The organism is Pedobacter chinensis, assembly GCF_003339865.1.
GTDB lineage: Bacteria > Bacteroidota > Bacteroidia > Sphingobacteriales > Sphingobacteriaceae > Pedobacter > Pedobacter chinensis.
Genome location: NZ_QPKV01000003.1, coordinates 1,050,996 through 1,073,440, shown reverse-complemented (window position 1 = coordinate 1,073,440; position 22,445 = coordinate 1,050,996). Strand labels below are relative to the sequence as shown.

Annotated in this window: 20 protein-coding genes; 7 read left to right on the top strand and 13 right to left on the bottom strand. The window is 36.7% G+C overall.

The genetic code is table 11. From position 1 onward, the window contains the following. Positions 1 to 105: 105 nt before the first annotated feature. Positions 106 to 1,068 (bottom strand): hypothetical protein, encoded by a 963-nt coding sequence (locus DU508_RS09905; RefSeq protein WP_115402624.1) that lies wholly within the window; start codon positions 1,066 to 1,068, stop codon positions 106 to 108. A gap of 137 nt (positions 1,069 to 1,205) precedes the next feature. Between DU508_RS09905 and DU508_RS23980 the strand changes: the two genes are divergently transcribed. After that, on the top strand, positions 1,206 to 1,565 hold the full coding sequence (locus DU508_RS23980; protein WP_199562683.1) for a DUF1016 N-terminal domain-containing protein: 360 nt from the start codon (positions 1,206 to 1,208) through the stop codon (positions 1,563 to 1,565). A gap of 74 nt (positions 1,566 to 1,639) precedes the next feature. Next, positions 1,640 to 2,239: a PDDEXK nuclease domain-containing protein gene (locus DU508_RS23975; RefSeq protein WP_199562682.1), complete on the top strand. Its 600-nt coding sequence runs from the start codon at positions 1,640 to 1,642 to the stop codon at positions 2,237 to 2,239. Between the two features lie 111 nt (positions 2,240 to 2,350). Here the strand turns inward: DU508_RS23975 and DU508_RS09895 are convergent, their stop codons facing one another. Together DU508_RS09895 and DU508_RS09890 are read right to left on the bottom strand one after the other, a co-directional pair. Further along, positions 2,351 to 3,400, bottom strand: coding sequence for a ferredoxin--NADP reductase (locus tag DU508_RS09895; RefSeq protein ID WP_115402623.1), 1,050 nt, complete (start codon positions 3,398 to 3,400; stop codon positions 2,351 to 2,353). A gap of 239 nt (positions 3,401 to 3,639) precedes the next feature. Continuing rightward, positions 3,640 to 4,422 (bottom strand): lytic transglycosylase domain-containing protein, encoded by a 783-nt coding sequence (locus DU508_RS09890; RefSeq protein WP_115402622.1) that lies wholly within the window; start codon positions 4,420 to 4,422, stop codon positions 3,640 to 3,642. Positions 4,423 to 4,686: 264 nt separating this feature from the next. Here DU508_RS09890 and DU508_RS09885 point away from each other — a divergent pair, with 264 nt between their 5' ends. The 3 genes from DU508_RS09885 to DU508_RS09875 all read left to right on the top strand — a co-directional run bounded on the left by DU508_RS09885 (position 4,687) and on the right by DU508_RS09875 (position 8,016). Continuing rightward, positions 4,687 to 6,159, top strand: a complete 1,473-nt coding sequence (locus DU508_RS09885; protein ID WP_115402621.1) for a pseudouridine synthase — start codon at positions 4,687 to 4,689, stop codon at positions 6,157 to 6,159. Between the two features lie 242 nt (positions 6,160 to 6,401). After that, positions 6,402 to 7,511: a lactonase family protein gene (locus tag DU508_RS09880; RefSeq protein WP_115402620.1), complete on the top strand. Its 1,110-nt coding sequence runs from the start codon at positions 6,402 to 6,404 to the stop codon at positions 7,509 to 7,511. A 10-nt stretch (positions 7,512 to 7,521) separates the two neighbouring features. Further along, positions 7,522 to 8,016 (top strand): SRPBCC family protein, encoded by a 495-nt coding sequence (locus DU508_RS09875; RefSeq protein ID WP_115402619.1) that lies wholly within the window; start codon positions 7,522 to 7,524, stop codon positions 8,014 to 8,016. A 1,187-nt stretch (positions 8,017 to 9,203) separates the two neighbouring features. On the opposite strand, the gene DU508_RS09865 is transcribed toward DU508_RS09875, so the two are convergent. The 8 genes from DU508_RS09865 to tilS form a co-directional block, all read right to left on the bottom strand. Continuing rightward, positions 9,204 to 9,650: a KTSC domain-containing protein gene (locus tag DU508_RS09865; RefSeq protein ID WP_115402617.1), complete on the bottom strand. Its 447-nt coding sequence runs from the start codon at positions 9,648 to 9,650 to the stop codon at positions 9,204 to 9,206. Between the two features lie 274 nt (positions 9,651 to 9,924). Next, complete coding sequence (locus DU508_RS09860; RefSeq protein WP_115402616.1) at positions 9,925 to 11,805, bottom strand: beta-galactosidase; 1,881 nt, start codon at positions 11,803 to 11,805, stop codon at positions 9,925 to 9,927. Between the two features lie 254 nt (positions 11,806 to 12,059). Next, a complete protein-coding gene (gene bshA, locus DU508_RS09855; protein ID WP_115402615.1) occupies positions 12,060 to 13,202 on the bottom strand; it encodes an N-acetyl-alpha-D-glucosaminyl L-malate synthase BshA in 1,143 nt (380 codons plus the stop codon). 408 nt (positions 13,203 to 13,610) lie between these two features. Further along, a complete protein-coding gene (locus tag DU508_RS24310; protein WP_394341370.1) occupies positions 13,611 to 13,856 on the bottom strand; it encodes a GxxExxY protein in 246 nt (81 codons plus the stop codon). A gap of 47 nt (positions 13,857 to 13,903) precedes the next feature. Beyond that, the gene (locus DU508_RS24050; RefSeq protein ID WP_233509475.1) at positions 13,904 to 14,008 is read right to left on the bottom strand and encodes a GxxExxY protein; all 105 of its coding nucleotides are present in this window, start codon (positions 14,006 to 14,008) and stop codon (positions 13,904 to 13,906) included. A 103-nt stretch (positions 14,009 to 14,111) separates the two neighbouring features. Continuing rightward, entirely contained in the window at positions 14,112 to 14,570 is a 459-nt protein-coding gene (locus tag DU508_RS09845; RefSeq protein WP_115402614.1) for a hypothetical protein, read from the bottom strand. Positions 14,571 to 14,705: 135 nt separating this feature from the next. Then, positions 14,706 to 15,194, bottom strand: coding sequence for a hypothetical protein (locus DU508_RS09840; RefSeq protein WP_115402613.1), 489 nt, complete (start codon positions 15,192 to 15,194; stop codon positions 14,706 to 14,708). A gap of 3 nt (positions 15,195 to 15,197) precedes the next feature. After that, positions 15,198 to 16,526, bottom strand: a complete 1,329-nt coding sequence (gene tilS / locus DU508_RS09835; RefSeq protein WP_115402612.1) for a tRNA lysidine(34) synthetase TilS — start codon at positions 16,524 to 16,526, stop codon at positions 15,198 to 15,200. Between the two features lie 65 nt (positions 16,527 to 16,591). Between tilS and DU508_RS09830 the strand changes: the two genes are divergently transcribed. Beyond that, a complete protein-coding gene (locus DU508_RS09830; RefSeq protein ID WP_115402611.1) occupies positions 16,592 to 18,910 on the top strand; it encodes an OstA-like protein in 2,319 nt (772 codons plus the stop codon). Between the two features lie 1,516 nt (positions 18,911 to 20,426). On the opposite strand, the gene DU508_RS09825 is transcribed toward DU508_RS09830, so the two are convergent. Together DU508_RS09825 and DU508_RS09820 are read right to left on the bottom strand one after the other, a co-directional pair. Next, complete coding sequence (locus DU508_RS09825) at positions 20,427 to 20,999, bottom strand: non-canonical purine NTP diphosphatase (protein WP_115402610.1); 573 nt, start codon at positions 20,997 to 20,999, stop codon at positions 20,427 to 20,429. 91 nt (positions 21,000 to 21,090) lie between these two features. Then, entirely contained in the window at positions 21,091 to 21,744 is a 654-nt protein-coding gene (locus DU508_RS09820) for a hypothetical protein (protein WP_115402609.1), read from the bottom strand. Positions 21,745 to 21,917: 173 nt separating this feature from the next. On the opposite strand from DU508_RS09820, the gene DU508_RS09815 reads away from it, so the two are divergent. Then, positions 21,918 to 22,436 (top strand): hypothetical protein, encoded by a 519-nt coding sequence (locus tag DU508_RS09815; RefSeq protein ID WP_233509474.1) that lies wholly within the window; start codon positions 21,918 to 21,920, stop codon positions 22,434 to 22,436. The last annotated feature ends 9 nt before the right edge of the window (positions 22,437 to 22,445 follow it).

Below are 22,445 nucleotides of genomic sequence, written 5' to 3'. Positions count from 1 at the left end.
TTGAAAATTGGGAGGAATTCCAGCGAAAAACAAGCCTGAATTCCAATCTGCAAAATTGCTAAAAATTTTATCAAAAAGAAAGTCTAAGTAAAGCTGTATTAAGGATTAATTGTCATAATGTCGACTTCTATTTCTGAGGAAACCTGACGATAAACCAAAACGCAAATAACCATAATGATCCTGAAAATAAATATTGTAATTATCTTCGCCATAATATCCAACCGCAGCCATTAAGAACACATTGTTCATAAAGGGAAAACTATAATTGAAATTTACTTCAGCATTTAATCTTTTCTGAATATGACCAAAATTCTTTGATGGAATTTGATTTACCGCATAAGAAACCTCAGTATTTAAACGCCATGTTTCTTTCTCGGTTTTAACTTTAGGTTTATTTTTTGCATTTCTTTCTGTTTGTTCATATTTACGCCAGGAAAAATTATACAGCACTCTTGTGAAACCAAAGCCCAGATCTAAAGCTGGTTCATACCTGAAAAACTTATACCATTGAAAACCTAAACGATGATTAAAAGAATAGTAACTTTCATTGGCACTGGCTAGCGTTAAATGACCAAAACGATACGAAAGTGTTAAATAATTGGCATTGAAATTTCCTGTTCGGGTATTGATTGTACCGTCAGAATTAATAGCAGCCTGATCCTGCCCGTTGGAGTGGTGTGTAAAAGCAAGTTCTCCATACTTATAATTATCGGGACTAATACTTAACCTCGCATATAGTGCACCACCTAACCGGTAACTTGGTGTACGCACCCCGGCAGAAAACTCATTTCTCACACGAACCGTAAAATCAGGAATAACAGCAAAAGCAATTGATGATTTATAACTTCCTAAAAGCATGTAAGTGGTGGTTAACCTTCCGTTGATGACATATTTAGATGGTGCTCCTAATTCTCCAAGCGGAGCGGTGTAAGCTAAATCTGAATTTTCTTTGTAAAGATTTACGTATTGTATATTGGCAAACTCTCTTTTAATGATGAGTGAATCCTGAGCGGAAACCTCAATAGCCAAAAAGCCAAAGACCAAAAGCATCAAAAGAGATTTCATCATGCCTACATAAACGTTGATATGCGGATGATGGTTTTGTGTTTTTATTAATTAACATTTGATCGCATAAGTAAGTTAAAGGTTTATAGCATTTACTTAGTTAGATTGTGATTCTGGATTCCGAACGGAAGTGTAAATCTATGGTCCAAAAAAATATAGAAGACACAGGTTTTATACGTGATATCAAAACACTTATAGAACAAAGTAAACAACAAATTTCTGTAGCAGTTAATACAGCCATTACTACATTATATTGGAGTATTGGAAAAAAAATAAACGAAGAAATTTTAAAAGATAAGCGAGCTGAATACGGAAAGTGCGTTGTTGTTTCACTTGCCAAGCAATTGGAGATAGAATATGGAAGCGGATGGAGTGAAAAACAATTAAGGCATTGTCTCCGCTTTGCAGAGATAATGCCAGAAAAAGAAATTGTCTACACACTGTGTAGACAATTGAGCTGGTCGCATATCCGTATATTGATTTTATGGAAGATCCATTAAAAAGAAGCTTTTACATAGAGATGTGCAAAATGGAAAAATAGAGTGTTCGCACACTTAGAGAACGCATAAATTCAATGCTATATGAATGCACAGCGATTAGTAAAAAGCCAGAAGAAACCATAAAAAAAGATTTACAACAACTTACTGACACCAATCAAATCACACACGACTTAGTTTTTAGAGACCCTTATTTTTTAGATTTTCTTGGACTAAAAGACACCTATTCTGAAAAAGATTTAGAATCGGCCATTATTGCTGAATTGCAACGGTTTATTTCTGAACTAGGCTCTGACTTTGCTTTTATGTCTCGTCAAAAAAGAATAATGATCGATAACAGAGATTATTATATTGACCTGCTCTTCTATCATAGAAGATTAAAATGTTTAGTAGTTATTGATTTAAAAATTGGAGAATTCGATGCCGCTTACAAAGGACAAATGGAATTATATCTAAGTTATTTGGAAAAATATGAAACTGTAGAGGGAGAAAACAATCCAATCGGTTTAATTTTATGTACAGGCAAAAACCCTGAGCATATAGAATTACTACAATTACATAAAAGCAATATAAAAGTTGCAGACTACTTTACCATATTGCCATCAAAAGAAATACTGCTGGACAGACTCCGTAAAGCTATTTCAATTGCTCATAACAATATTAACAATGCTCAATAAATGACAACTGACCAGATTAAAAACATTTTCAAACATGTTTTTGGAAGAATATGTGGTGTTCATCGTTTAACAGTTTCTAATTTTATAAAAGAGAGGGATATAACATAATCACTACCGCCACTCCAGCGTAGTCCCATTTTCTGTTGGATGCCCCGTACAAACCAAAACCCTGCCTTTGGCCAGCTCATCATCTGTTAGTACTTCGTTATAATCCATACGAACACCACCTTTGGTGCAATTTGCCACGCAAGTGCTGCACATTCCTGCATGACAACTATAAGGCAGTTTTATTTTATTTTCCAACGCTACATCTAAAATCCTTTTTGGCCAGGGAATATCTAAATGATAGGTTTCGCCTTTAAAATTTAATACCACAGCATAAGTGTTTTTATCCACTGCTTTTTCAGGTGAATGATCATCTTCATCCAGTTCATCTTCGGGTAAAACAAATGTTTCTCTCTTGATTTGCTTGATATCAAAACCCATCCCGAGTAAAGTTATCCGGCATAAATCCATGTAAATAATTGGTCCGCAGGTATAAAATAAAGCATTATCTCTTTCGAAGTGTAAATGCTCTTTGATCAACTTTTCAATGTAGAACTTATTTAGCCGGGCAGTCATTAAGTTTTTGCTGTTGCTAAAAACCCAAACAATTTTTAATCTTTCGGGATATTTATCTTGCCATTCAATCAATTCATCATAAAATAAAGCATCCTGCATTGACCGGTTACTGTATACCAATGTAATCAATGAGTTTTTTTCACGAACTAACGCTGTTTTTAAAATGGAAAATAATGGCGTAATGCCAACTCCTGCTGCAAAAAGAAAAAGGTCCCTCTCCAGGTTTTCATCAGGAATATAGCTGAACATCCCCTGAGGTTCTTGCGCCAGAAGAACATCATTAACAGCGGTTTTATGATGCAGAAACCGTGAAATTTCTCCATTTTCTACACGTTTAACAGTGATGGCTAAAGGTTCATCAACATCAGGCGAACTGTTAAAAGAGTACGATCGCCGCACTTCTTTATGTTGGCCTTGAAAAACCAATGAAACAAACTGCCCGGCCAGATATTCAGGATAATTCTTCTCCACATCTTCAAACTGAAAAGTAATATTATCTCCTGGTTGATTGATTATTTTGTCGATTCGCAATTTGAACATATTGCAAAGAAAGGAATTTGGTTTGAAAGACTAAAGAAGAAAGACCAAAGCTTAAAAAATCAAAGGAGAAAAACCAAAAGCTAAATACAACCCTATATCGGTGTAATCAAACCATCCGTGAAATCATCCCGAAGGGAAACAATAAAATCTGCGAATCTGCGGGGCTACAACTTTCACAAAAAAAGCGTTCCGGTTTACCCGGAACGCCTTACCAAATGCCTTGTCTTTATCTTAATTTATTAATCAGCGTTATACGCCAATAATACTCTCGGTTTTTCGTATCCGTAACGTTTAGGATGCTCCATAATCTGTTTCATGGAAATTACCTTATAAACATAGCCACCGGTTTCGCGGTTCAGCTTCATTTTGTAGTAATTGTCTTGATTTTGATTATTGATCTGTTTACGCAAGCGGCCATCGCCAACATTGTAAGCAGCGGCAACCAAGGTCCAGCTTTCTAAGCTTCCATACATTTCTTTAATGTATTTGCAGGCTGCGATAGTAGATTTGCGCAAATTATAACGCTCATCAACTTTGCCGTTTACCTTTAAGCCATAAGTACGAGCCGTACCTGGCATAAATTGCCAAATTCCCGCTGCACCTTTTGGGGAAACTCCTTCAACTGTTCCAGATTCAACTAAAGCTAAATACTTGAAATCGTTCGGAATTCCATAAGCTTCAAGAATGGGTTCGATTACCGGAAACCATTTTGCTGCTTTTTGGTGCAAAAGATTTGTTTGTGTGTTCTTGTAAGTGTGTGCGGCAAGAATTTTTTTCATTTTTCTTTCTACCTTTTTATCGCCCAATGGCAAGGTTTCATCCGCGAAATTTAACTGAGCCATTAAAGATTGAGGTTTCTCTACCTCTTCAACTTTTGAGCGATCAGCTAATGTTATTGTAGTGTTTAATTCTGCTTCTTTTGAAAGACTTTTTTGTGCTAAGGGCATTTGGTAAGTGAACACTTTTGCCAAGATAAATAGTGTTGCCACTACCGAAAATGGTACGATGTGTTTCTTTAACATCTTCCTCCTTTTTTTGGTGAACTTATATAAAAACGTCGGCAAAGCTAAAAAATAATAAGCACATTATCAAATAGTTACAAAATAAACTCGAAAAACCAGCCCGTAAAGTGCTTTAAACGTGGATTTTAAATTTTGTTTTTCGAGTGGTTTTTCCTATTTTAGAGGCTATTTTTTGATTAAAATTTTCGCCCTCCAAGAATTGTAATATTCATCAATTTTTCATAAATTTGCAGCCCGCATTTTTGATGTGGTTAAAAGCGTATCATGATAAATAAAAACAGTAGGAACAGTCGGGATGACAAGTCCAAACCGGGCAACCGGAGAACAGAAGGCAGAAGCAATGATGCCGGATCTGATAGAAAAAGATCAGACGAGAGAGACAGCAAATTCAAAAAATCATCCGATTCAAAAGACAACTTCAGACCTAGAAGTTCAGACAGTAAAGATTTCAAATCAAAATCTTTCGGAGACAAAAGAGATTTCAAGCCAAGAACGGGAGATCGTGATTTTAAATCGAAAGACGGGGAATCAAAAAGCTTCAAGTTCGGCGACCGTGAATTCAAATCAAAAGATTCCGGCGCGAGATCAGAAGACCGTGGCTTTAAATCAAGAGAAGGCGGTTCAAGAGACTACAAGCCTAGAACAGGAGATAGAGATTTTAAATCAAGAGATGGTGGAGCAAGAGATTATAAACCCAGAACAGGAGAACGTGACTTCAAATCTAAGGATGGAGATTCGAGAGATTTTAAACCGAGAACTGGCGACCGCGACTTCAAATCGAGAGGCGGAGACAGGGATTTCAAGCCTAGAGAAGGTGGTTACAAAGATTTCAAATCAAGAGGAAAATCTGATGGGTTTAAACCTAGCGCCGGAAGTTCAAGAGATGTAAAACCAAGGGAAGCAAGAGAAGGCGATACTCGTCCGTTTAGAAAACGTGAGGAGGCAAGATCAAGAGACACAGAGTTCAACCGCCAGGAAAGAACTGTTATTGCTCCTGCCCATAAAACCAATGAAGATAAAGGCTTAATTCGCCTAAACAGATATATTTCAAATGCAGGAATTTGTTCACGCCGCAAAGCAGATGAGTTAATTACTGCAGGTATTATTACCGTAAATGGTGAAGCAATTACTGAACTTGGTCACAAAGTTGACCCGGCAAAAGATTTGGTTCGCTATAACGGCGAATTACTTAAACGTGAGAAAAAAGTTTACGTTTTATTAAATAAACCAAAAGATTATATCACTACAACTGATGATCCACAGGAACGCCGTACTGTGATGCAATTGGTTGATAAAGCGAGCCGCGAACGTATTTATCCGGTTGGTCGCTTAGATCGAAACACCACGGGTTTATTGTTGATGACCAACGATGGCGACCTGGCTGATAAATTATCACACCCAAGAAACGGCATTACCAAAATTTACAATGTAGAATTGGATAAAGCTTTATCTCAAGGTGATTTAAATAAAATTGCTTTCGGTTTAGAGCTTGAGGATGGGATAATAAAACCTGATAACATTTCTTATGTTACAGGTGGAACCAAAAAGGAAATCGGCATTCAAATTCACAGTGGTAAAAACAGAATTGTTCGTCGTATATTCGAGCATTTAGGTTATAACGTAGAAAAATTAGATCGTGTGGTTTATGGTAACTTAACCAAGAAAGATTTGCCCCGCGGAAGATGGCGTTATCTTGAAGATCATGAGTTAATCCAGATCAAACATTTAATCAAATAATATTTAAGGCAATCGTAAGGTTGCCTTTTTTATGCCGAATGAAATGTCGGGAATAAGTAAACTGAAGTCGATTTAAATCCAGGTAACATCATAACGATACAATCGTCGTTCCCATACATCATCATTACAAACGAAGACGATAAAGGAATGCTAAAACATTTTTCCCATATTTGTTTAACCCGGGTTTACGAGCTTATTAATACCATTGAAAACAATAAACAAAACATTAATAATTTAAACAGATGAAAACAAATATCGTTATAGCTTTAATGTCGTTAATATCTACAACTGCGTTTGCACAAAAAACCAATTACAATTTATTAATTGGAACTTATACTGCACCAGGGAAAAGTGAAGGAATTTATACCTACAATTTCAACAGCGAAACTGCTGAAATTAATTTGAAAAGCATAGCTAAAGGCGTTGCCAACCCTAGTTATTTAGCCATTGCTCCTGATCAGAAATTTGTTTATGCAGTAAATGAAACGGGAAATACCAGTACGGTTAGCGCTTTTAAGTACGATGCCAAAACAGGCGTATTAACTTTTTTAAATAAAGTTGATAGCCATGGTGCAGAACCTTGTTATATCACTGTCGATGAAAAAAATGTTATGGTTGCAAATTATAGTGGCGGAAGTTTGGCCGTATTTTCCCGCCAGGCTGATGGCTCTTTAACAGAAGCAACTCAAGTAATCAGGCATACCGGGAAAAGTATTGATCCTAAAGGCAGGCAAGAAAGTGCTCATGTTCACATGGTAAAATTCACACCCGATCATAAATATTTAATTGTTAATGATCTTGGAGAAGACCAAATCTATATTTACAACTATAATCCAGCAGGAAAAGATAACACTTTAACCCATAAAAGTGTAATTAAAACAAACGCAGGAACTGGCCCAAGACACATCACTTTCAGTCCGGGTGGTAAATTCGCTTATCTGGCACATGAATTTAACGGAAGTATTACTGCGTTTAGCTATTCCAATGGAAACTTAACCAAAATTCAGGAAATTGGCACTACGCCAAAAGATTTCAATGGTAAAATTGATGGCGCAGATATTCACGTTTCAGCTGATGGAAAATTCCTTTATCAAACTAATCGTGGCGACGCTAACAGTATTTCTGTATTTTCCATTCAACCAACAGGAAAACTGAATTTTATTGAAACGGTAAGCACCTTAGGCAAAGGGCCAAGAAATTTCACCATTGATCCAAGTGGAAAACATTTGTTGATTGCCCATCAATATACTAATGAGGTGGTAATTTTCAACAGGAATAAAATTACGGGGAAACTTACTGACAGCGGAAAAAGAATTGAGGTTGGCGCCCCGGTTTGTTTAGTGTTTAATTAATAAAAACCAAATGGAAAATTTCGACTGGACAAGGTTCACTTTAAAAATTGCAATTAAAGCAAAACTGGAAGATATTTACAATGCCTGGACTCAGGCAAGTGAAATTGAAAGGTGGTTTCTAAGTGATGCTGAATTTTCTGACGAGAATAAAGTATTGTTGAACAAAACTCAAAATGTACTCCAGGGCGATCAGTATAAGTGGAGCTGGTATTTGTATGATGAGATTGAGTATGGAAAAATAATGGAAGCAAATGGTAAAGACTTTTTTCAATTCACTTTTGCAGGAGCCTGTTTGATTGACATTAACTTAATAGAAGAATTTGATTACGTCATTGTAGAGCTGACTCAAAAAAATATCCCAACAGATGAAAAAGCTAAAAGAAACATTCGATTGGGTTGTCACAATGGCTGGAGTTTTTATTTGATCAATTTAAAGTCTGTTTATGAAGGTGGCTTAGATTTGAGAAATAAGGATAATCGTTTTAAACCGATGTTGAATAACTAGAAGGGGTGGTTAAGCATTATGTTAACACACCATACATGAACGATCGTCATTCTGAATTTTTCATTTGTTTTTAAGTTTTTATTGGTATTCAAGAGGGCTGCGCCGTTTGTTTCAGGACCTTAATGGCATGAACGCCTAGCTGGAAAGATGCTGAGATAAATTCAGCATGACGTGGTGGCTTAGCGAGGCGCTTAAAACACCATACATGAACGATCGTCATGCTGAATTTTTCATTTGTTTTTAAGTTTTTATTGGTATTCAAGAGGGCTGCACCGTTTGTTTCAGGACCTGAATCGCATGAACACATCACAGGAAAGATGCTGAGATAAATTCAGCATGACGTGATGGCCAGGCCAAGCGCTTAACACACCATACACAAACGATCGTCATCCTGAACTTGTTTCAGGACCTTAATCGCAGGAACGCATCGCCAGAAAGATGCTGACCACGAAGTAGCTACAAGACCATTGAAAACACTAACTCCATTTGTAAAATAAATTTACTTCGTAGCTTTCCGCTTCGCTACAGGTCAGCATGACGTGGTGGCTAGGCGAGGCGCTTAAAACACCATACATGAACGATCGTCATGCTGAACTTGTTTCAGAACCTTAATGGCATGAACGCCTAGCAGGAAAGATGCTGAAATAAATTCAGCATGACGAGATGGCTAGGCATACTGCCTAAAACCATACATGAACGGTCGCCTTCCTGAACTTGTTTCAGGACCTGAATCGCATGAAAACATAGCAGGAAAGATGCTGAAATAAATTTAGCATGACGAGATGGTTAGGCATTACGCTTAACACACCATACATGAACGGTCGTCATTCTGAATTTTTCATTTGTTTTTAAGTTTTTATTGGTATTCAAGAGGGCTGCGCCGTTTGTTTCAGAACCTTAATGACATGAACGCATAGCAGGAAAGATGCTGACCACGAAGTAGCTACAAGACCTTTAAAATTAATATTTACACTTGTAAAACAAGTTCAGCATGACGTGATGGCTTGGCGAGGCGTTTAAAACACTATACCTGAACGGTCGCCTTCCTGAATTTTTCATTTGTTTTTAAGTTTTTATTGGTATTCAAGAGGGCTGCGCCGTTTGTTTCAGGACCTGAATCGCAGGAACGCATAACCAAAAAAGACCTGCCCTAAAGCAAGTCTTTCTCTAAAATATTTTTGAATCCTTTATGCAGGCTCGGCTACCCTTGCAACGTTACGGTAAGGATATTCATTAAATATATGTCTGCGGGCAAAACGACCTGGAGAATCTGCATTTACTAATTTAATATAAATTGCTCTTGGCACATCAAAATATTCATAAGCACTACCATCGTAAAATTGAATGTTCAATACCTGTTGTTTGTATTCAAAATCCTGAATATTTGACAAGGTGGTGGTTTGCGTGTAGCTTTCGATGTTTTGCTCACAGGTTTCTGGCGCAATACTCACTAAGAAATGGTAAGCTTCAATAATTTCTTTACTTCTTGCTTCTGCATCTAATTTCTCTTCTTCCTGCTGGAATTTATCCGGGTGACAATCTTTCATCAATGTACGGTACACCGATTTAAGCTCTTTTAACTCAGCATCTTTATCTACGTTTAAAAGCTTTCTGTAATCAACTATTTTTTTCATTTATGCTAACCTTTTTTAATTTTCATGAAACCGGGCAGTTTTTTACCCACCAATGATTTCAAGGGCGCAAAGATACGATTTATAATCATTTGATTTTGAGAAAGTTTTGTTTTATTTAAAGTTGATGATTTTAAATTCGTAAGTCATATCAACTTGCGAAGTTTCAATGGCAAAAGCGTAGCAGAACTTCGCAAGTTTTGTATTATAGCTTATGACCTACGAAGTTCCCCGCCTACCTTCCCGCCAAAAACTTCGTAAGTCATAAATAAATATTTTATTTTGGCAAACCGTTTTCAGGCTTAAGTTCTTCTAAAATTGGTGTGGTTAGTGATTTAACTGATTTTTGCATCACATCATTTTTCTGCTCAAATATCACGATGTCATTTTTACCAGCTTTTAACCAACAGCCCGGTACATATAAAGTTTGCTGAGGACCTACGCTCCAATATCGACCAATATTGATCCCGTTAATGAATACAATTCCTTTGCCAAAATCACGCATATCCAGAAAAGTATCTCCAGTTTTAGCAAGTGTAAAACTACCCTGGTAAACTGCAGGTCTTCCTGCAATGGCTGTATTTTTGCCAGCAACAATATTTGGCACTACATCCATTGGTAATTTATACATATCCCAATTTCCGGTTATCGTTTGCCCGTTTATAATTACCGGAGAAATGATTCCCTTGGTACTGTTAATGATTTTAGATCCGTAATTAATACGTCCCATATTTTCAACGATAATGTCCAATGTAGCATTGAATGGGATGTCAATTTCACAATCGTATTTTTTATAATAACTGTTTAACTCAGCAACTTTGGTTCCGTTCACATATACAATCGCATAATCCCGAAGTCCGGCGAGCTCCAGTTTACCACTAATGGGCTGATTGAATTTCTTACTGTACCAAACGTAACCGTGCCCCTGATTTAACTCCTCAAATGTTAGCGGTTTATCATCATTTACAGGCGTAATCTTACTTTTAAGATCCTCTAAATCTACAGCTTTGGTTAAGGCAATGTCTGGAATAGCAATGATTGGATTTTTAGCCGGCACAGCAGGTGTTGAAGCAGTTTTAAGCATTGATCTTAAAGTATCGTATTTTTTGGTTGCCCAACCTGCTTCACTGATCGGTGCATCATAATCGTAGCTGGTTAAATCTGGTTGAATATCATGTTTGCCATCGTAATTGGCGCCAGATGTAAAACCGAAATTTGTACCGCCATGCACCATGTAATAATTAAATGAAACTCCTCCATCTAAATACTTTTGTGTTTGCTTCGCCGTGCTTTTATAAGAAACTTTCGGAAAAGGTTCTGCCCAATGATCCAACCAACCGGGATAAAACTCAGCAACCATGTAAGGCCCTTTGCCATCATTGAATTTATTAACAATATCTTTCAACTTCGCCACATCATCTTCGCCATTGGCAGTAGGCAAAGCACCTGGCAGTGCACCACCCTCAAAAAGCCAGCTGCCATCAGAAGTGAAAAACGGAACGTTAAAACCAACATCCTTCAACTGCTGAAATACCGCAGCACTATATTTTTTATGATCTTCCAAGCTGATGTCTTTGCGTTGAGCAACGTACGAGCCAAACTCATTTTCTCCCTGAACCATAATAATCGGCCCGCCGTTGCTAACCAGAAGATTTTTAACCTGGCCATAAAGTGCAGTAAAATAAGCTTTGGTTGCCGATAAATATTGGGAATTATTGCCACGGATAACCATTCCCGGAACTTTAGATAAAAACCAAGGGTAACCACCAAATTCCCACTCTGCACATACGTATGGGCCTGGACGAAGAATTACGAATAAACCTTCTTCTTCGGCTGTCTTGATGTATTCAGCAATATCTTTGTTTCCCGATTTAAAATCCCAAACGCCCGGAGATGTTTCATGATAATTCCAAAAAACATAGGTGGCTACGGCATTTAAGCCCATGGCTTTCATCATTTTTAAGCGGTGACGCCAATATGGTTTTGGGATCCGGGCATAATGCATTTCGCCACTGTGTATCTGAACCGGTTTTCCATCCAGCAGAAAGTTGCCATCGGCAATCGCGAACGTGTGTTTTGCAGCAGTTGCTTTGTTTTGAGCGTTTGAATTTAGCGCCAGAGTCAGCAGCAATGCAAGCGTAAAAAATTTGGTCTTCATTGTGTTTATTTAATTAGGTTCATTTCAAACCGGGCATTACCCGATTTAACATTGGCCATATTTTTTTGAAAAAAAATTTCACTTTTTTTATTTTCTTCGAAAAAACGGCGAATTTTTACCGCTTTCCTGAGAAAAAGCACTGCTTTAAGACAAACGTTTGATTGCGTTCTACTTTGCAGAAACGAAGATTTTTTTCTTCCAATTATATGCCCAAACCTTTAAATATAAGCGTTTAAGCTACAAAAAACCAAATTTTAGTATTTCGCTTGCAACGAATTCTCGATTACCTCTTTGTAGTAATTGATATATGAAGGCAGGATTTTTTTCAGATCAAAATCCTGTGCTCTGGTATAGGCATTTTCTTTGAAACGGTTTAAGATTTCTTCATCTTTTAAAATTTCAATTGCATAAGCAGCCATCGAATCAACATCGCCAACTTCACTCATATATCCACAGAATCCATCTATGTTCAATTCAGGCAAACCACCAGCATTGGTTGTAATTGCAGGAACCTTACAAGCCATTGCTTCTAAAGCCGCCAAACCGAAACTTTCAGATTCAGATGGCATCAAAAACAAATCAGAAACAGAAAGAATTTCTTCAACAGCATCTTGCTTACCGAGGAAACGCACATGATCGCAAATACCTAATGAACGGCAAAGTTGTTCATCGTAAGCACGTTCAGGGCCATCTCCCACCATTAAAAGCTTTGAGGGAATTACTGCTTGCACTTTTTCAAAAATCCGAATAACATCAGCCGTACGTTTTACCTTTCTGAAATTACTGGTATGGATTAAAATGCGCTCATTGTTGGGTGCAATTGCCTTTTTGAAATGATCTTTTGCCTGTAAACTAAAACGGCTGAAATCGATAAAATTCGGGATTACCTTAATTTCTTTGGTAATTTCGAAATGATTATAAGTATCTTCTTTCAAATCTTCAGAAACAGTGGTTACACCGTCGCTTTGGTTGATAGAAAAAGTTACTACAGGCTTATAGGTTGGATCTTTACCAACAAGGGTAATGTCTGTTCCATGCAAAGTGGTAACAACCGGGATGTGAATACCATAGCTGGCTAAAATTTGTTTCGCCATAAACGCCGCAGATGCATGTGGAATAGCATAATGCACATGTAAAACGTCCAATTGCTCGAAACGAACAACATCTACCAGTTTACTTGCCAGGGCCGATTCATAAGGTGCATAATCAAAAAGTGGATAATCTCTTACCGAAACCTCGTGATAAAATAGGTTTGCTGAAAAGAAATCAAGCCTTGCTGGTTGGCTATATGTGATAAAGTGAACTTGATGTCCCTCGTTTGCGAGTGCTTTCCCAAGCTCTGTGGCAACTACTCCACTACCACCGAAAGTGGGGTAGCACACAATTCCTATCTTCATTTATACATGCATTGTTGTTAACACAAATGTAGCCGATTTTAATGTATAATACGTGTCGGGATATTGCAATAAAAACAGGTATGTTTTCTGGATAAGGTAGCCGCAGATTAGCAGATTATTTTTATTGAATTAAAACAATCATTTGCTTTGGATTATTTTTTATACTGTGGGGCTTTTCATTGAAGGTGGCCGCAGATTAGCAGATTATTTTTTATTGAATTAAAACAATCATTTGCTTTGGATAATTTTTTATGCTGCGGGGCTTTTCATTGAAGGTGGCCGCAGATTCGCAGATTATTTTTTATTGAATTAAAACAATTATTTGCTTTGGATTATTTTTTATGCTGTGGGGCTTTTCATTGAAGGTGGCCGCAGATTAGCAGATTATTTTTTATTGAATTAAAACAATTATTTGCTTTGGATAATTCTTTTATACTGTAAAGACTTTTCATTGAAGTTGATTAACAGACCTATTTGTAATTTCGAAATTGTGAGATAATTTAATACCTGAGCGTAATACTCATCAACAAACCCAGTGCTCGATTTAATCTCGAGAATTATCTTGTTATCGATAACAAAGTCTGCATAAAATTTGTGCTTAAGAATTATTCCTTTATAATTTACTGAGAATTCTTTTTCTCTTTCGTAATTAATGCCTCTTAAATTAAGCTCATTTTCAAGCGCATCCTTATAAACAATTTCTAAAAACCTTTACCTAAAATTCTATATATCTCCATTGCAATGCCAATGATTAAATAACATTCTTCTCGAAAGGGATAATCAGAACCATTGTAGAGATTTTTCATAATCATGAATTTATTTTAAATCTGCAAATCTGCGGCTAAGTTCTGAACTAAACGAAAAACGCTCCGTTACCAGAGCGATAATTAAGCCAGGAACAATCTTTAATTATTTATAATCATAAACCACCTGAGGTTTTTTGTAGCTTAACTTACGTTCTTCACCTTGTATCTGAGTACGGATATCTTCCACTTTAGCAACCTGTTTATTGTAACGCTCCAAGGCTTTTTTTGCATCTTCAGTATCACTTTTTGCTTTCTTCGCTAACTTTTCTGCAGCTTTTTGATCCACAATCAAACCAGATTTATTGATGTTTCCGCTATGATTTTCTGAAGACACTTTAGCATTTCCATTTGCTTCAAGCAACTTTAAGCGTAATTTTTCCACGTCGGCTTCTTCTCCTGCTTCTTTTATTTTAAGCTCTAAAACCTTGATGTTCATTTTCAACACTTCCACCCGGTTGGTTAAAATATTTAAAGAATCTTTAGAAACCTTTGGATGATAGGTTTGAGCCACTGCCGGAATTGATCCAACACTTATTAAACAAGCGAATATTAACTTTTTCATTGATGATCATTTTGATAACCATCAACTCAATTAAAATGCCCAAGGCAAAAAATATGGGTCAAAGCATGAAATCGAGGATATAAGAATATTACAGTTTTTGAAATGTTGAATATTGGGTAAATTTTTACCCAAAAATTATTTCAGATTTCTCATTTCTTCTTTGATCACAAGGAAAAGTTCATTTGGTCTTTGGGTACCTATAAAATACTCCAAACCATCACGGTCGGTTAGTACGACAGCATCTTTTCCTGAAGAATAAAAACGGATGGTGCCTTTAGTGTGTAGATTATAAACAGGATTATTGAAAAAATAACGGCTGTAGGTTGCTTTACGGACATCAACAATGCTGTTCAAATCAATTTTCACACGTTTCGTGGTCCAAAGCCCATCCAAAATCAAGCTTCCGTTATCAACAATAATTTTATATTGAATAAGAAAAAGCAAAAGCATTGAAACACCAATAATGCCAAAACCAACTACCAGGAATAAATCTTGGGTATTATCCCGGTCACGCTCGTAAACGTATGCTGCAAAACAGAATGCGGCCATAATTAATCTGATGAAAATGCGAACATAATCACGACCGATGTATTGTTTTTCGATATAGGCGTATCTGCTTTCCACTTACTAATTTTTGAGTTCGAATATAGCAACTTTTTTTGTTGCTGTAGTTAATTTATATCGATTATCCTGTCGCATACCTGCAATCCATACAATATGGCCATTTCCATTTATTAAGATAGGAGTTGTGTGTTTTAAATGCAAGGGAACTTTCTCATCGATAAAAAAATCACTAACCTTTTTCGGCTGGCGCATTCCCAAAGGAATAAACTTATCTCCATTTTGCCAATATCTTAATATTAATGGAAAAATTAATTTATCGGCGTTAACAAAAGCTTTGTTCGGGTCAGTTTCAAATTTAATATCATTTGAAAAAGATAAGTTGATTTCATCCTTACCCAAAAAAATGCAGGTGGTTGATGGATGTATGAATTGATTTTTAACTCCAACTACGTTTTTCTCTACAATAACTAAATCATTTCTATTAATAATGGCCTGATGGTTTGAACTAAAAAATTGAGTTCCACTCATCGCTTTTAAGTTATTCAGAATCTCATCAACAATGTTTTCAGTGAACCCAAAAGGTTTAAGCAACTCAAAAAGCAGTAATTTTTGCGGCTTTAACTTCGCTATTTCTGATAGTGGAATATAAATGCCATCAGTTTTTCTATTGATAATTTTATCATGAAGTTTCTGAACTTGCAGGTTTAAAAACTCCTCCACATCAGCAAAGCGGGCAATATTCGCGGCAAATGTTTTCTCTAAATTCGGATTGATTTCCTGAAGATGGGGAATTACCTTTAGCCGTATTTTATTGCGGGTATAATTGGTGCTTTGGTTTGAACTATCTTCAACAAAACCGAAATTATTTTCTTCTATCAGTTCATTTATTTGTTCGCGGTTTAAAAACAAAAGCGGCCTGATTAATTTTTCCCGTTTAGGCAAAATTCCATGTAAACCACCAATTCCTGTTCCCCGGGTAAGATTAATGAGCACCGTTTCAACCATGTCATTTTGATGCTGGGCTAAAGCGATAAAATCATAACCTTCTTTATCTCTTATTTCTTCAAACCAGTTGTATCGTAAATCACGCGCAGCCATTTGCGTGGAAATTTTATGTTCAGCTGCATATTTTTTTGTATCAAAATGCGTTATGTAAAAAGGAAGGTCCAGACTGGCGGCAAGCATTTTTACAAAGTTCTCATCACGCTGTGCTTCATCTGCCCGTAAATTGAAATTACAATGTGCTACACCAATATTAACGCCTATTGCTTTAAATAAATGCAACATCAATACCGAATCTTTTCCTCCGCTAACGGCTAAAAGAATCTTGTTATCATTAGCAAACAGCTGATGCTGTTCAATAAAATCCTGAAATTGTGCCAAAGGTAACATCCTTCAAAAATATTTAATTTTAACTGGTATTCCGAACGTTCGGAACAAAAAACTAACTTTGTAAAGTGCAAAAACTATTTGTCTTTTTATTTTTAATATTCTTCCCCGTTATTTTATTCGCCCAACAACAGGGAACGAGGATTAAAGTCGTTTCTTTTTCCAGAATAACCGGAGATAACAAAAATAAAATCAGCTATTTGCGTAATCCTGTTTTTCAGCAGGATAATGCAACACTTACTTGTGATAGTGCTGTTTTTTACAGTGAACGAAACTATTTTGAGGCTTTTAAAAATGTTCATATCAACCAGCTTACTACCGATATTTATTCCGATCAGCTGGAATATGATGGAAATAAAAAGCATGCCCATTTGACCGGAAACGTTCAAATGAAAGATCCAACGTCGGTTTTAACCACTAATATTTTAGATTACAACACACTGAGCAAAATCGGCACCTATACCAGCGGTGGTAAAATCGTTAATCAGGAAGTAACGTTAACGAGCAAAAACGGCTACTACTTTAGCACAAGTAATGATGCCTATTTCCGTTACAATGTGGTTGTGGTAACACCTCAGGTTACCATTAAGTCGGATACGCTCCGTTACAACACACAAACCAAATGGACTTACTTTTACGGGCCAACAAACATTAAGGGTAAAGACGATAATTTATACACCGAAAATGGCGCTTATAATACCATGACGGAAGATGCCTATTTCGGAAAGAAAAACCTTTATACACAAGGCACAAGATCGCTAAAAGGAGATAGTCTTTATTATTTCGGGAAAGTGGGTTATGGAAAAGCGGTTAAAAACATCGTTTTCTCTGATACAAAAGATAAAATGAAAATGTTTGGCGATTTGGGTTACTATTACAAAGCCGATCAAAGAACATTGGTTACCCGAAATGCTTATTTAGGTATCGGAACAGAGGATTCGGTATTGGTAAAAGGAAAGAAACAGCCAGATAGTTTATGGATGGGTGCCGATACTTTAGAAACTCAAATGGTTTTACAAAAAACATTAAAGCTAATCCCCAAAATATCTATCAAAGCTGATAATGAGGTTGGAGAAGATGATGAAGATGGTGGAACTAAGGAAACAAAGGAAGCTCCTGATGCTCCTGCATCTGCACCAATCAATATTAAGGCTCCAACGGCAAGTAAATCAAAAAATGATAAAAGGGCGAAAAAGAAATCAAAAGATGAGCCAGAAGCTGCAGATAAGCAAAGCTTATTTCCAGATAAAGGCATTGATAGTTTAAACGTTGATTCGCTAAGTAAAACCTTGCCAAAAATAAACCCAGATAGTGCTGAGAATTTTTTAAAAAGCAAGGCCGATTCTATAGTTAAAAAATTGCCAAATTTAAAAACTGACAGCTTGACCAATCAGCTGAAGACAAAAGCAGGAAATGTGGTAAAAAGCACAACAAAGATTGATAGTCTTTCCAAAAATATCACGAAAAACGCAGGAACAGACAGCTTAACTAAAGCATTGGTAAACCTGAAGCCCGGTTTAAAAAATGATACTGCAAAATTTAATCCTGCAGATACCGTTCAAGCGCGTATTATTAAAGCTTACCATGGCGTTAAAATTTTCAAAACCAACATTCAGGCTAAAACCGACAGCTTATTTTACACCAGTGCAGATTCTACTTTACGTTGTTTTATTAATCCAATTATTTGGTCGGAGGGTTCACAACAGATTGCTGACACCATTTATGTTCAGTTTAAGAATAAAAAACTCAACAACCTGCAAGCCATTAGAAATGCTTTTTTAGTGAATACTCCAAAAGATTCGTTGAGGTTTAATCAGATTAAAGGCAGGTTAATGACTGGCTTTTTTAAGGATGGTAAGCTGAAAACCATGTATGTTGATGGAAACGCTGAAAGTATTTACTATACTCAGGATGATAGCACAAAGGTTTATAAGGAAATGAACCAAACGCTAAGCAGCCGTATTAAATTCATATTCAAGGATAACGAAAATGATATTGAGGATATCGTTTACATCAAAGGTGTTGAGGGTGCTTTAAATCCGGAGAATAAAATAGCAAAAGATCATGTTTTGAAAGGATTTTCATGGAAGCCTAATGAAAGACCGAAGAGTAAAAAGGATGCTGTAGGTTCATCCGGCAAAGCGAAACCTAAAGCAAATCTGAAAACACTTCCACCTAAAACAACCCTGGCGAACAAAACAACAACGCCATCTAAAAATACAGTTAGCCTTTCACTAACCAAAAAGGTTGGTGCGCTAAACGAAAAAATAAACCTCAACCTGGATAAAAATTTACCTGAAGGAAAACCTTTAGATACGGCTAATTTCGGGATCAAACCTGTTTTACCAAAACCAGATTCATCAAAGAAGGTTGTGGAGAAATTGTAGGTTTTGCTATTTATCTAAATAGCGACGGTTTAAATCCAGGTTCTCAGAATATCGTCATTGCTGCGAGGAGGAACGACGAAGCAATCTGTGCTATCAATGTCATCCCAATTGAAGCGTCGGAAAGATTGCTTCACTCCAACCCACATCCCTTTTCTTCAGTTCGCAATGACGAGCGTTTTGACAATGTTTTATCTTAAACCTTCAATTTGCGCCCCGCAGAACACCGTCATTGCCAGGAGGAACGACGAAGCAATCTGTTCTATCAATGTCATCCCAATTGAAGCATCGGAAAGATTGCTTCACCCACTTCCCTTTTCTTCAGTTCGCAATGACGAGCGTTTCAACAATGTTCTATTTTAAACCTTCAATTTGCGCCCCGCAGAACACCGTCATCGCTGCGAGGAGGCACGACGAAGCAATCTGTGCTATCAATTTATCTCCAATTGCAGCATCGGAAAGATTGCTTCACTCCAACCCACTTCCCTTTTCTTCAGTTCACAATGACGGGAATCTCAACAAGCTTAACTTAAATCTTCAATATGTGGCTCTCAGAACACCGTCATTGCGAGGAGGCACGACGAAGCAATCTGTACTATCAATTTATCTCCAATTGCAGCATCGGAAAGATTGCTTCACTCCAACGCACATGTCTTTTCTTCAGTTCGCAATGACGAGCGTTTCAACGATGTTCTATTTTAAACCTTCAATTTGCACCCCGCAGAACACCGTCATTGCCAGGAGGCACGACGAAGCAATCTGTTCTATCAATGTCATCCCAATTGAAGCATCGGAAAGATTGCTTCACTCCAATAGCAGGAAAGATGCTGACCACGAAGTAGCTACAAGACCACTGAAAACACTAACTCCATTTGTAAAATAAATTTACTTCGTAGCTTTCCGCTTCGCTACAGGTCAGCATGACGACAGTCTAGGTCAGCTGTCCAGAAGATTTTAACTTCCCTAATCATTCCAACAAACCCTCTCATATCACTTCCACTTGGGCTCTGAAAAATCTCCAAATCAAAATACGGAACCGCAGCGAGTAAATGATCGAACCAACCCACATCCCTTTTCTTCAGTTCGCAATGACGGGAATCTCAACAAAGTTTTATCTTAAACCTTCGGTGTGCCAGAGGATGTACGACAGAGATTATGAAGTATCATCCCATTACATTTCCTCGTGATGAATAGCCTGCTTTTCATCTAATCCTCTACCTTTTCTTAACTGTTTCTTAACCATTTGGGTTAAGCCGGGGTAAGCAAAGGGTTAACAAAGGGTATAGAAAGGGTTAACAAAGGGTACAGAAAGAGTTAACAAAGGGTTAAGCAGGGGTTAACCTGGTCACTACAACAGTTAAACAAATGTCTTATCCGTATATAGCTATACAGGTTAATGAATTAATTTTGAATGGCTATACGCCCGATTGTCACTGTTTTTAATGTATAGCTCTTTTAGGTATCGACACATATAAACCACATTACGAAGGAGCACTCAAAGAAAAAAGTTTTTAATAACCTAGCCTTTCAAAAAATCAATCATTTTTTGAAGTGCGATTGCCCTATGACTAATCTTATTTTTTTCAGCCATATCCATTTCTGCAAAAGTGATATCATAACCATTAGGTTGAAAAATAGGATCGTAACCAAAGCCTTTTGAACCCGATAAGGTTTCTCTGATTGTGCCTTCAATTATCCCCTCAAAAAAATGATTTTGTCCATTAAGCATTAATGAAATAACAGTTTTAAATCTGGCTTTACGGTTTGCTTGTCCCTTCAGTTTATTCAAAACCAATCGAATATTTTCCATGCTATCCCTACTTCCACTGTAACGGGCAGAATATACACCAGGTTCATTATTCAAGGCTTCAACTTCTAAACCGCTATCATCTGCGAAGCAATCCAGATTGAAGTTTTTGGCTACATACATACTTTTCAAACTTGCATTCCCTTCAAATGTATCTGCGGTTTCGGGAATATCTTCGGTACAGCCAATATCCTGCAAATTCAATACATCGTACTGACCTAAAAGTGCTAACCTAATTTCATCTGTTTTATGTTGGTTATTGGTCGCAAACACGAGTTTTTTCATTACAGGTTTAGGGGTTAGGGTTTAAAGTTTAGGGGTTAGGGGTTAGGGGTTAGGGGTTGAACAAATTTGTGTTACAAATATATCTGTAACCCTATTTAATTTTTTGGAGATTACTCCAAAGTAGTTTTTTAGCGGTCAAGTCGCTATCCAGATGATGAAGGTTTGGAGCAAAAATTATTCTTGTGGTTTCATGAATGATCACTTCATTTTGCCAGGTTAGATTCAATTTTAAATCTGAAATTTCAACGCCGAAAGAAAGCATGATTGCAGGCTTAAAAAATTGATGCAGTTCGATGAAATCTGTTCCATGGTAATGAGCATAGTTAACAACCGCAAAATCGGGTGTGCTTAAATCAACCGCTTTAACAATTTTTCTGAGGAGCTCACGCCCTTGTTCAGTGCTAACATCATTCAACTGATCATTAACCAATATCAATACCGATTTCTTATTTCCACCTAAAAACCTGAACATCTTTGAAGCTTTGGGTTCTGCCACAATATGCGTAATTTCCGCTTCCGGAATGTAGTTTTTAACAGATTCTACAGGCTTAGCGGCTAAAGTTACATCAATTTCATGCTGTATAACGGTTTCCTGAACTAAATTTTCTGACTTTATAATTGGATCGGAAATCGGCTTTACATCAACAACAGAGGGTATTTTTACGTTTTCATCTTCCACTAAAAAAACATCTTCAGTAAAAAATAAGCGTAAAGCATTCGCATTGTTGGTAACCTGGTTTTCCATTCGTATTTTTGTTGGATAATAATTTCTGTTAAAATTAGTTAAATATCTTATAATAGCGCCGCTAATTGTTACTTTTATCCCTTAAAATTTATAGAGTGCTCTGCTTAAAGAAGGCTTACTGCTTATTTATTTTTAGCTTTATTTTCAGTTGTTCGTTTGCACAAAACGTAGCTGTGGTAAATGGTAAATCAATAAGTGCCAAAGAATTTCTATGGGCTTATAAAAAGAGCCATAATGGAAGTGTAAGCGCAGATTACTCCAACTTACAGAACTATTTAAATTTGTATGTAAATTTTAAACTGAAAGTTTTAGATGCAAGAGAAATGGGCCTTGATAAAAGTCCGGTTTATCAGGAAGAAGTGAAAACTTATGAAAATGCATTAATGACGCATAAAAAAGCAAATGCAAATCATAAGGATCAGGATTTTTTGCTGAATGAATACAAAGAGGGTGTGCTGATGTTCAACATATCCGAACAAAAGATCTGGAACAAGGCACAGGATGATGAACAGGCTTTGAACGATTTTTACAATAGAAACCAACAAAATTATAATAAACCATTAAGCGAAATAAGAGGGCAGGTAATAGCAGATTACCAGCAAAGTTTAGAGGAAAGCTGGCTTAAAGGTCTTAAAGAAAAATATCAGATTAAGATTAACGAAAACGAGTTGAGAAAACTTGCTAAACAGTAAAATCTAATT

Bases quoted from the DNA above. Each gene is read 5' to 3' on its own strand.
- DU508_RS09875 (WP_115402619.1), top strand. From the start codon at position 7,522: ATGGAAAATTTCGACTGGACAAGGTTCACTTTAAAAATTGCAATTAAA.
- DU508_RS09890 (WP_115402622.1), bottom strand. From the start codon at position 4,422: ATGTTAAAGAAACACATCGTACCATTTTCGGTAGTGGCAACACTATTT.
- DU508_RS09895 (WP_115402623.1), bottom strand. From the start codon at position 3,400: ATGTTCAAATTGCGAATCGACAAAATAATCAATCAACCAGGAGATAAT.
- tilS (WP_115402612.1), bottom strand. From the start codon at position 16,526: ATGTTACCTTTGGCACAATTTCAGGATTTTATTGAACAGCATCAGCTG.
- DU508_RS09860 (WP_115402616.1), bottom strand. From the start codon at position 11,805: ATGAAGACCAAATTTTTTACGCTTGCATTGCTGCTGACTCTGGCGCTA.
- DU508_RS09825 (WP_115402610.1), bottom strand. From the start codon at position 20,999: ATGAAAAAACTCGTGTTTGCGACCAATAACCAACATAAAACAGATGAA.
- DU508_RS09820 (WP_115402609.1), bottom strand. From the start codon at position 21,744: ATGGAAAACCAGGTTACCAACAATGCGAATGCTTTACGCTTATTTTTT.
- DU508_RS09885 (WP_115402621.1), top strand. From the start codon at position 4,687: ATGATAAATAAAAACAGTAGGAACAGTCGGGATGACAAGTCCAAACCG.
- DU508_RS09865 (WP_115402617.1), bottom strand. From the start codon at position 9,650: ATGAAAAAAATAGTTGATTACAGAAAGCTTTTAAACGTAGATAAAGAT.
- DU508_RS23975 (WP_199562682.1), top strand. From the start codon at position 1,640: ATGCTATATGAATGCACAGCGATTAGTAAAAAGCCAGAAGAAACCATA.
- DU508_RS09845 (WP_115402614.1), bottom strand. From the start codon at position 14,570: ATGAAAAAGTTAATATTCGCTTGTTTAATAAGTGTTGGATCAATTCCG.
- DU508_RS09905 (WP_115402624.1), bottom strand. From the start codon at position 1,068: ATGATGAAATCTCTTTTGATGCTTTTGGTCTTTGGCTTTTTGGCTATT.
- bshA (WP_115402615.1), bottom strand. From the start codon at position 13,202: ATGAAGATAGGAATTGTGTGCTACCCCACTTTCGGTGGTAGTGGAGTA.
- DU508_RS09880 (WP_115402620.1), top strand. From the start codon at position 6,402: ATGAAAACAAATATCGTTATAGCTTTAATGTCGTTAATATCTACAACT.
- DU508_RS24050 (WP_233509475.1), bottom strand. From the start codon at position 14,008: ATGAAAAATCTCTACAATGGTTCTGATTATCCCTTTCGAGAAGAATGT.
- DU508_RS23980 (WP_199562683.1), top strand. From the start codon at position 1,206: ATGGTCCAAAAAAATATAGAAGACACAGGTTTTATACGTGATATCAAA.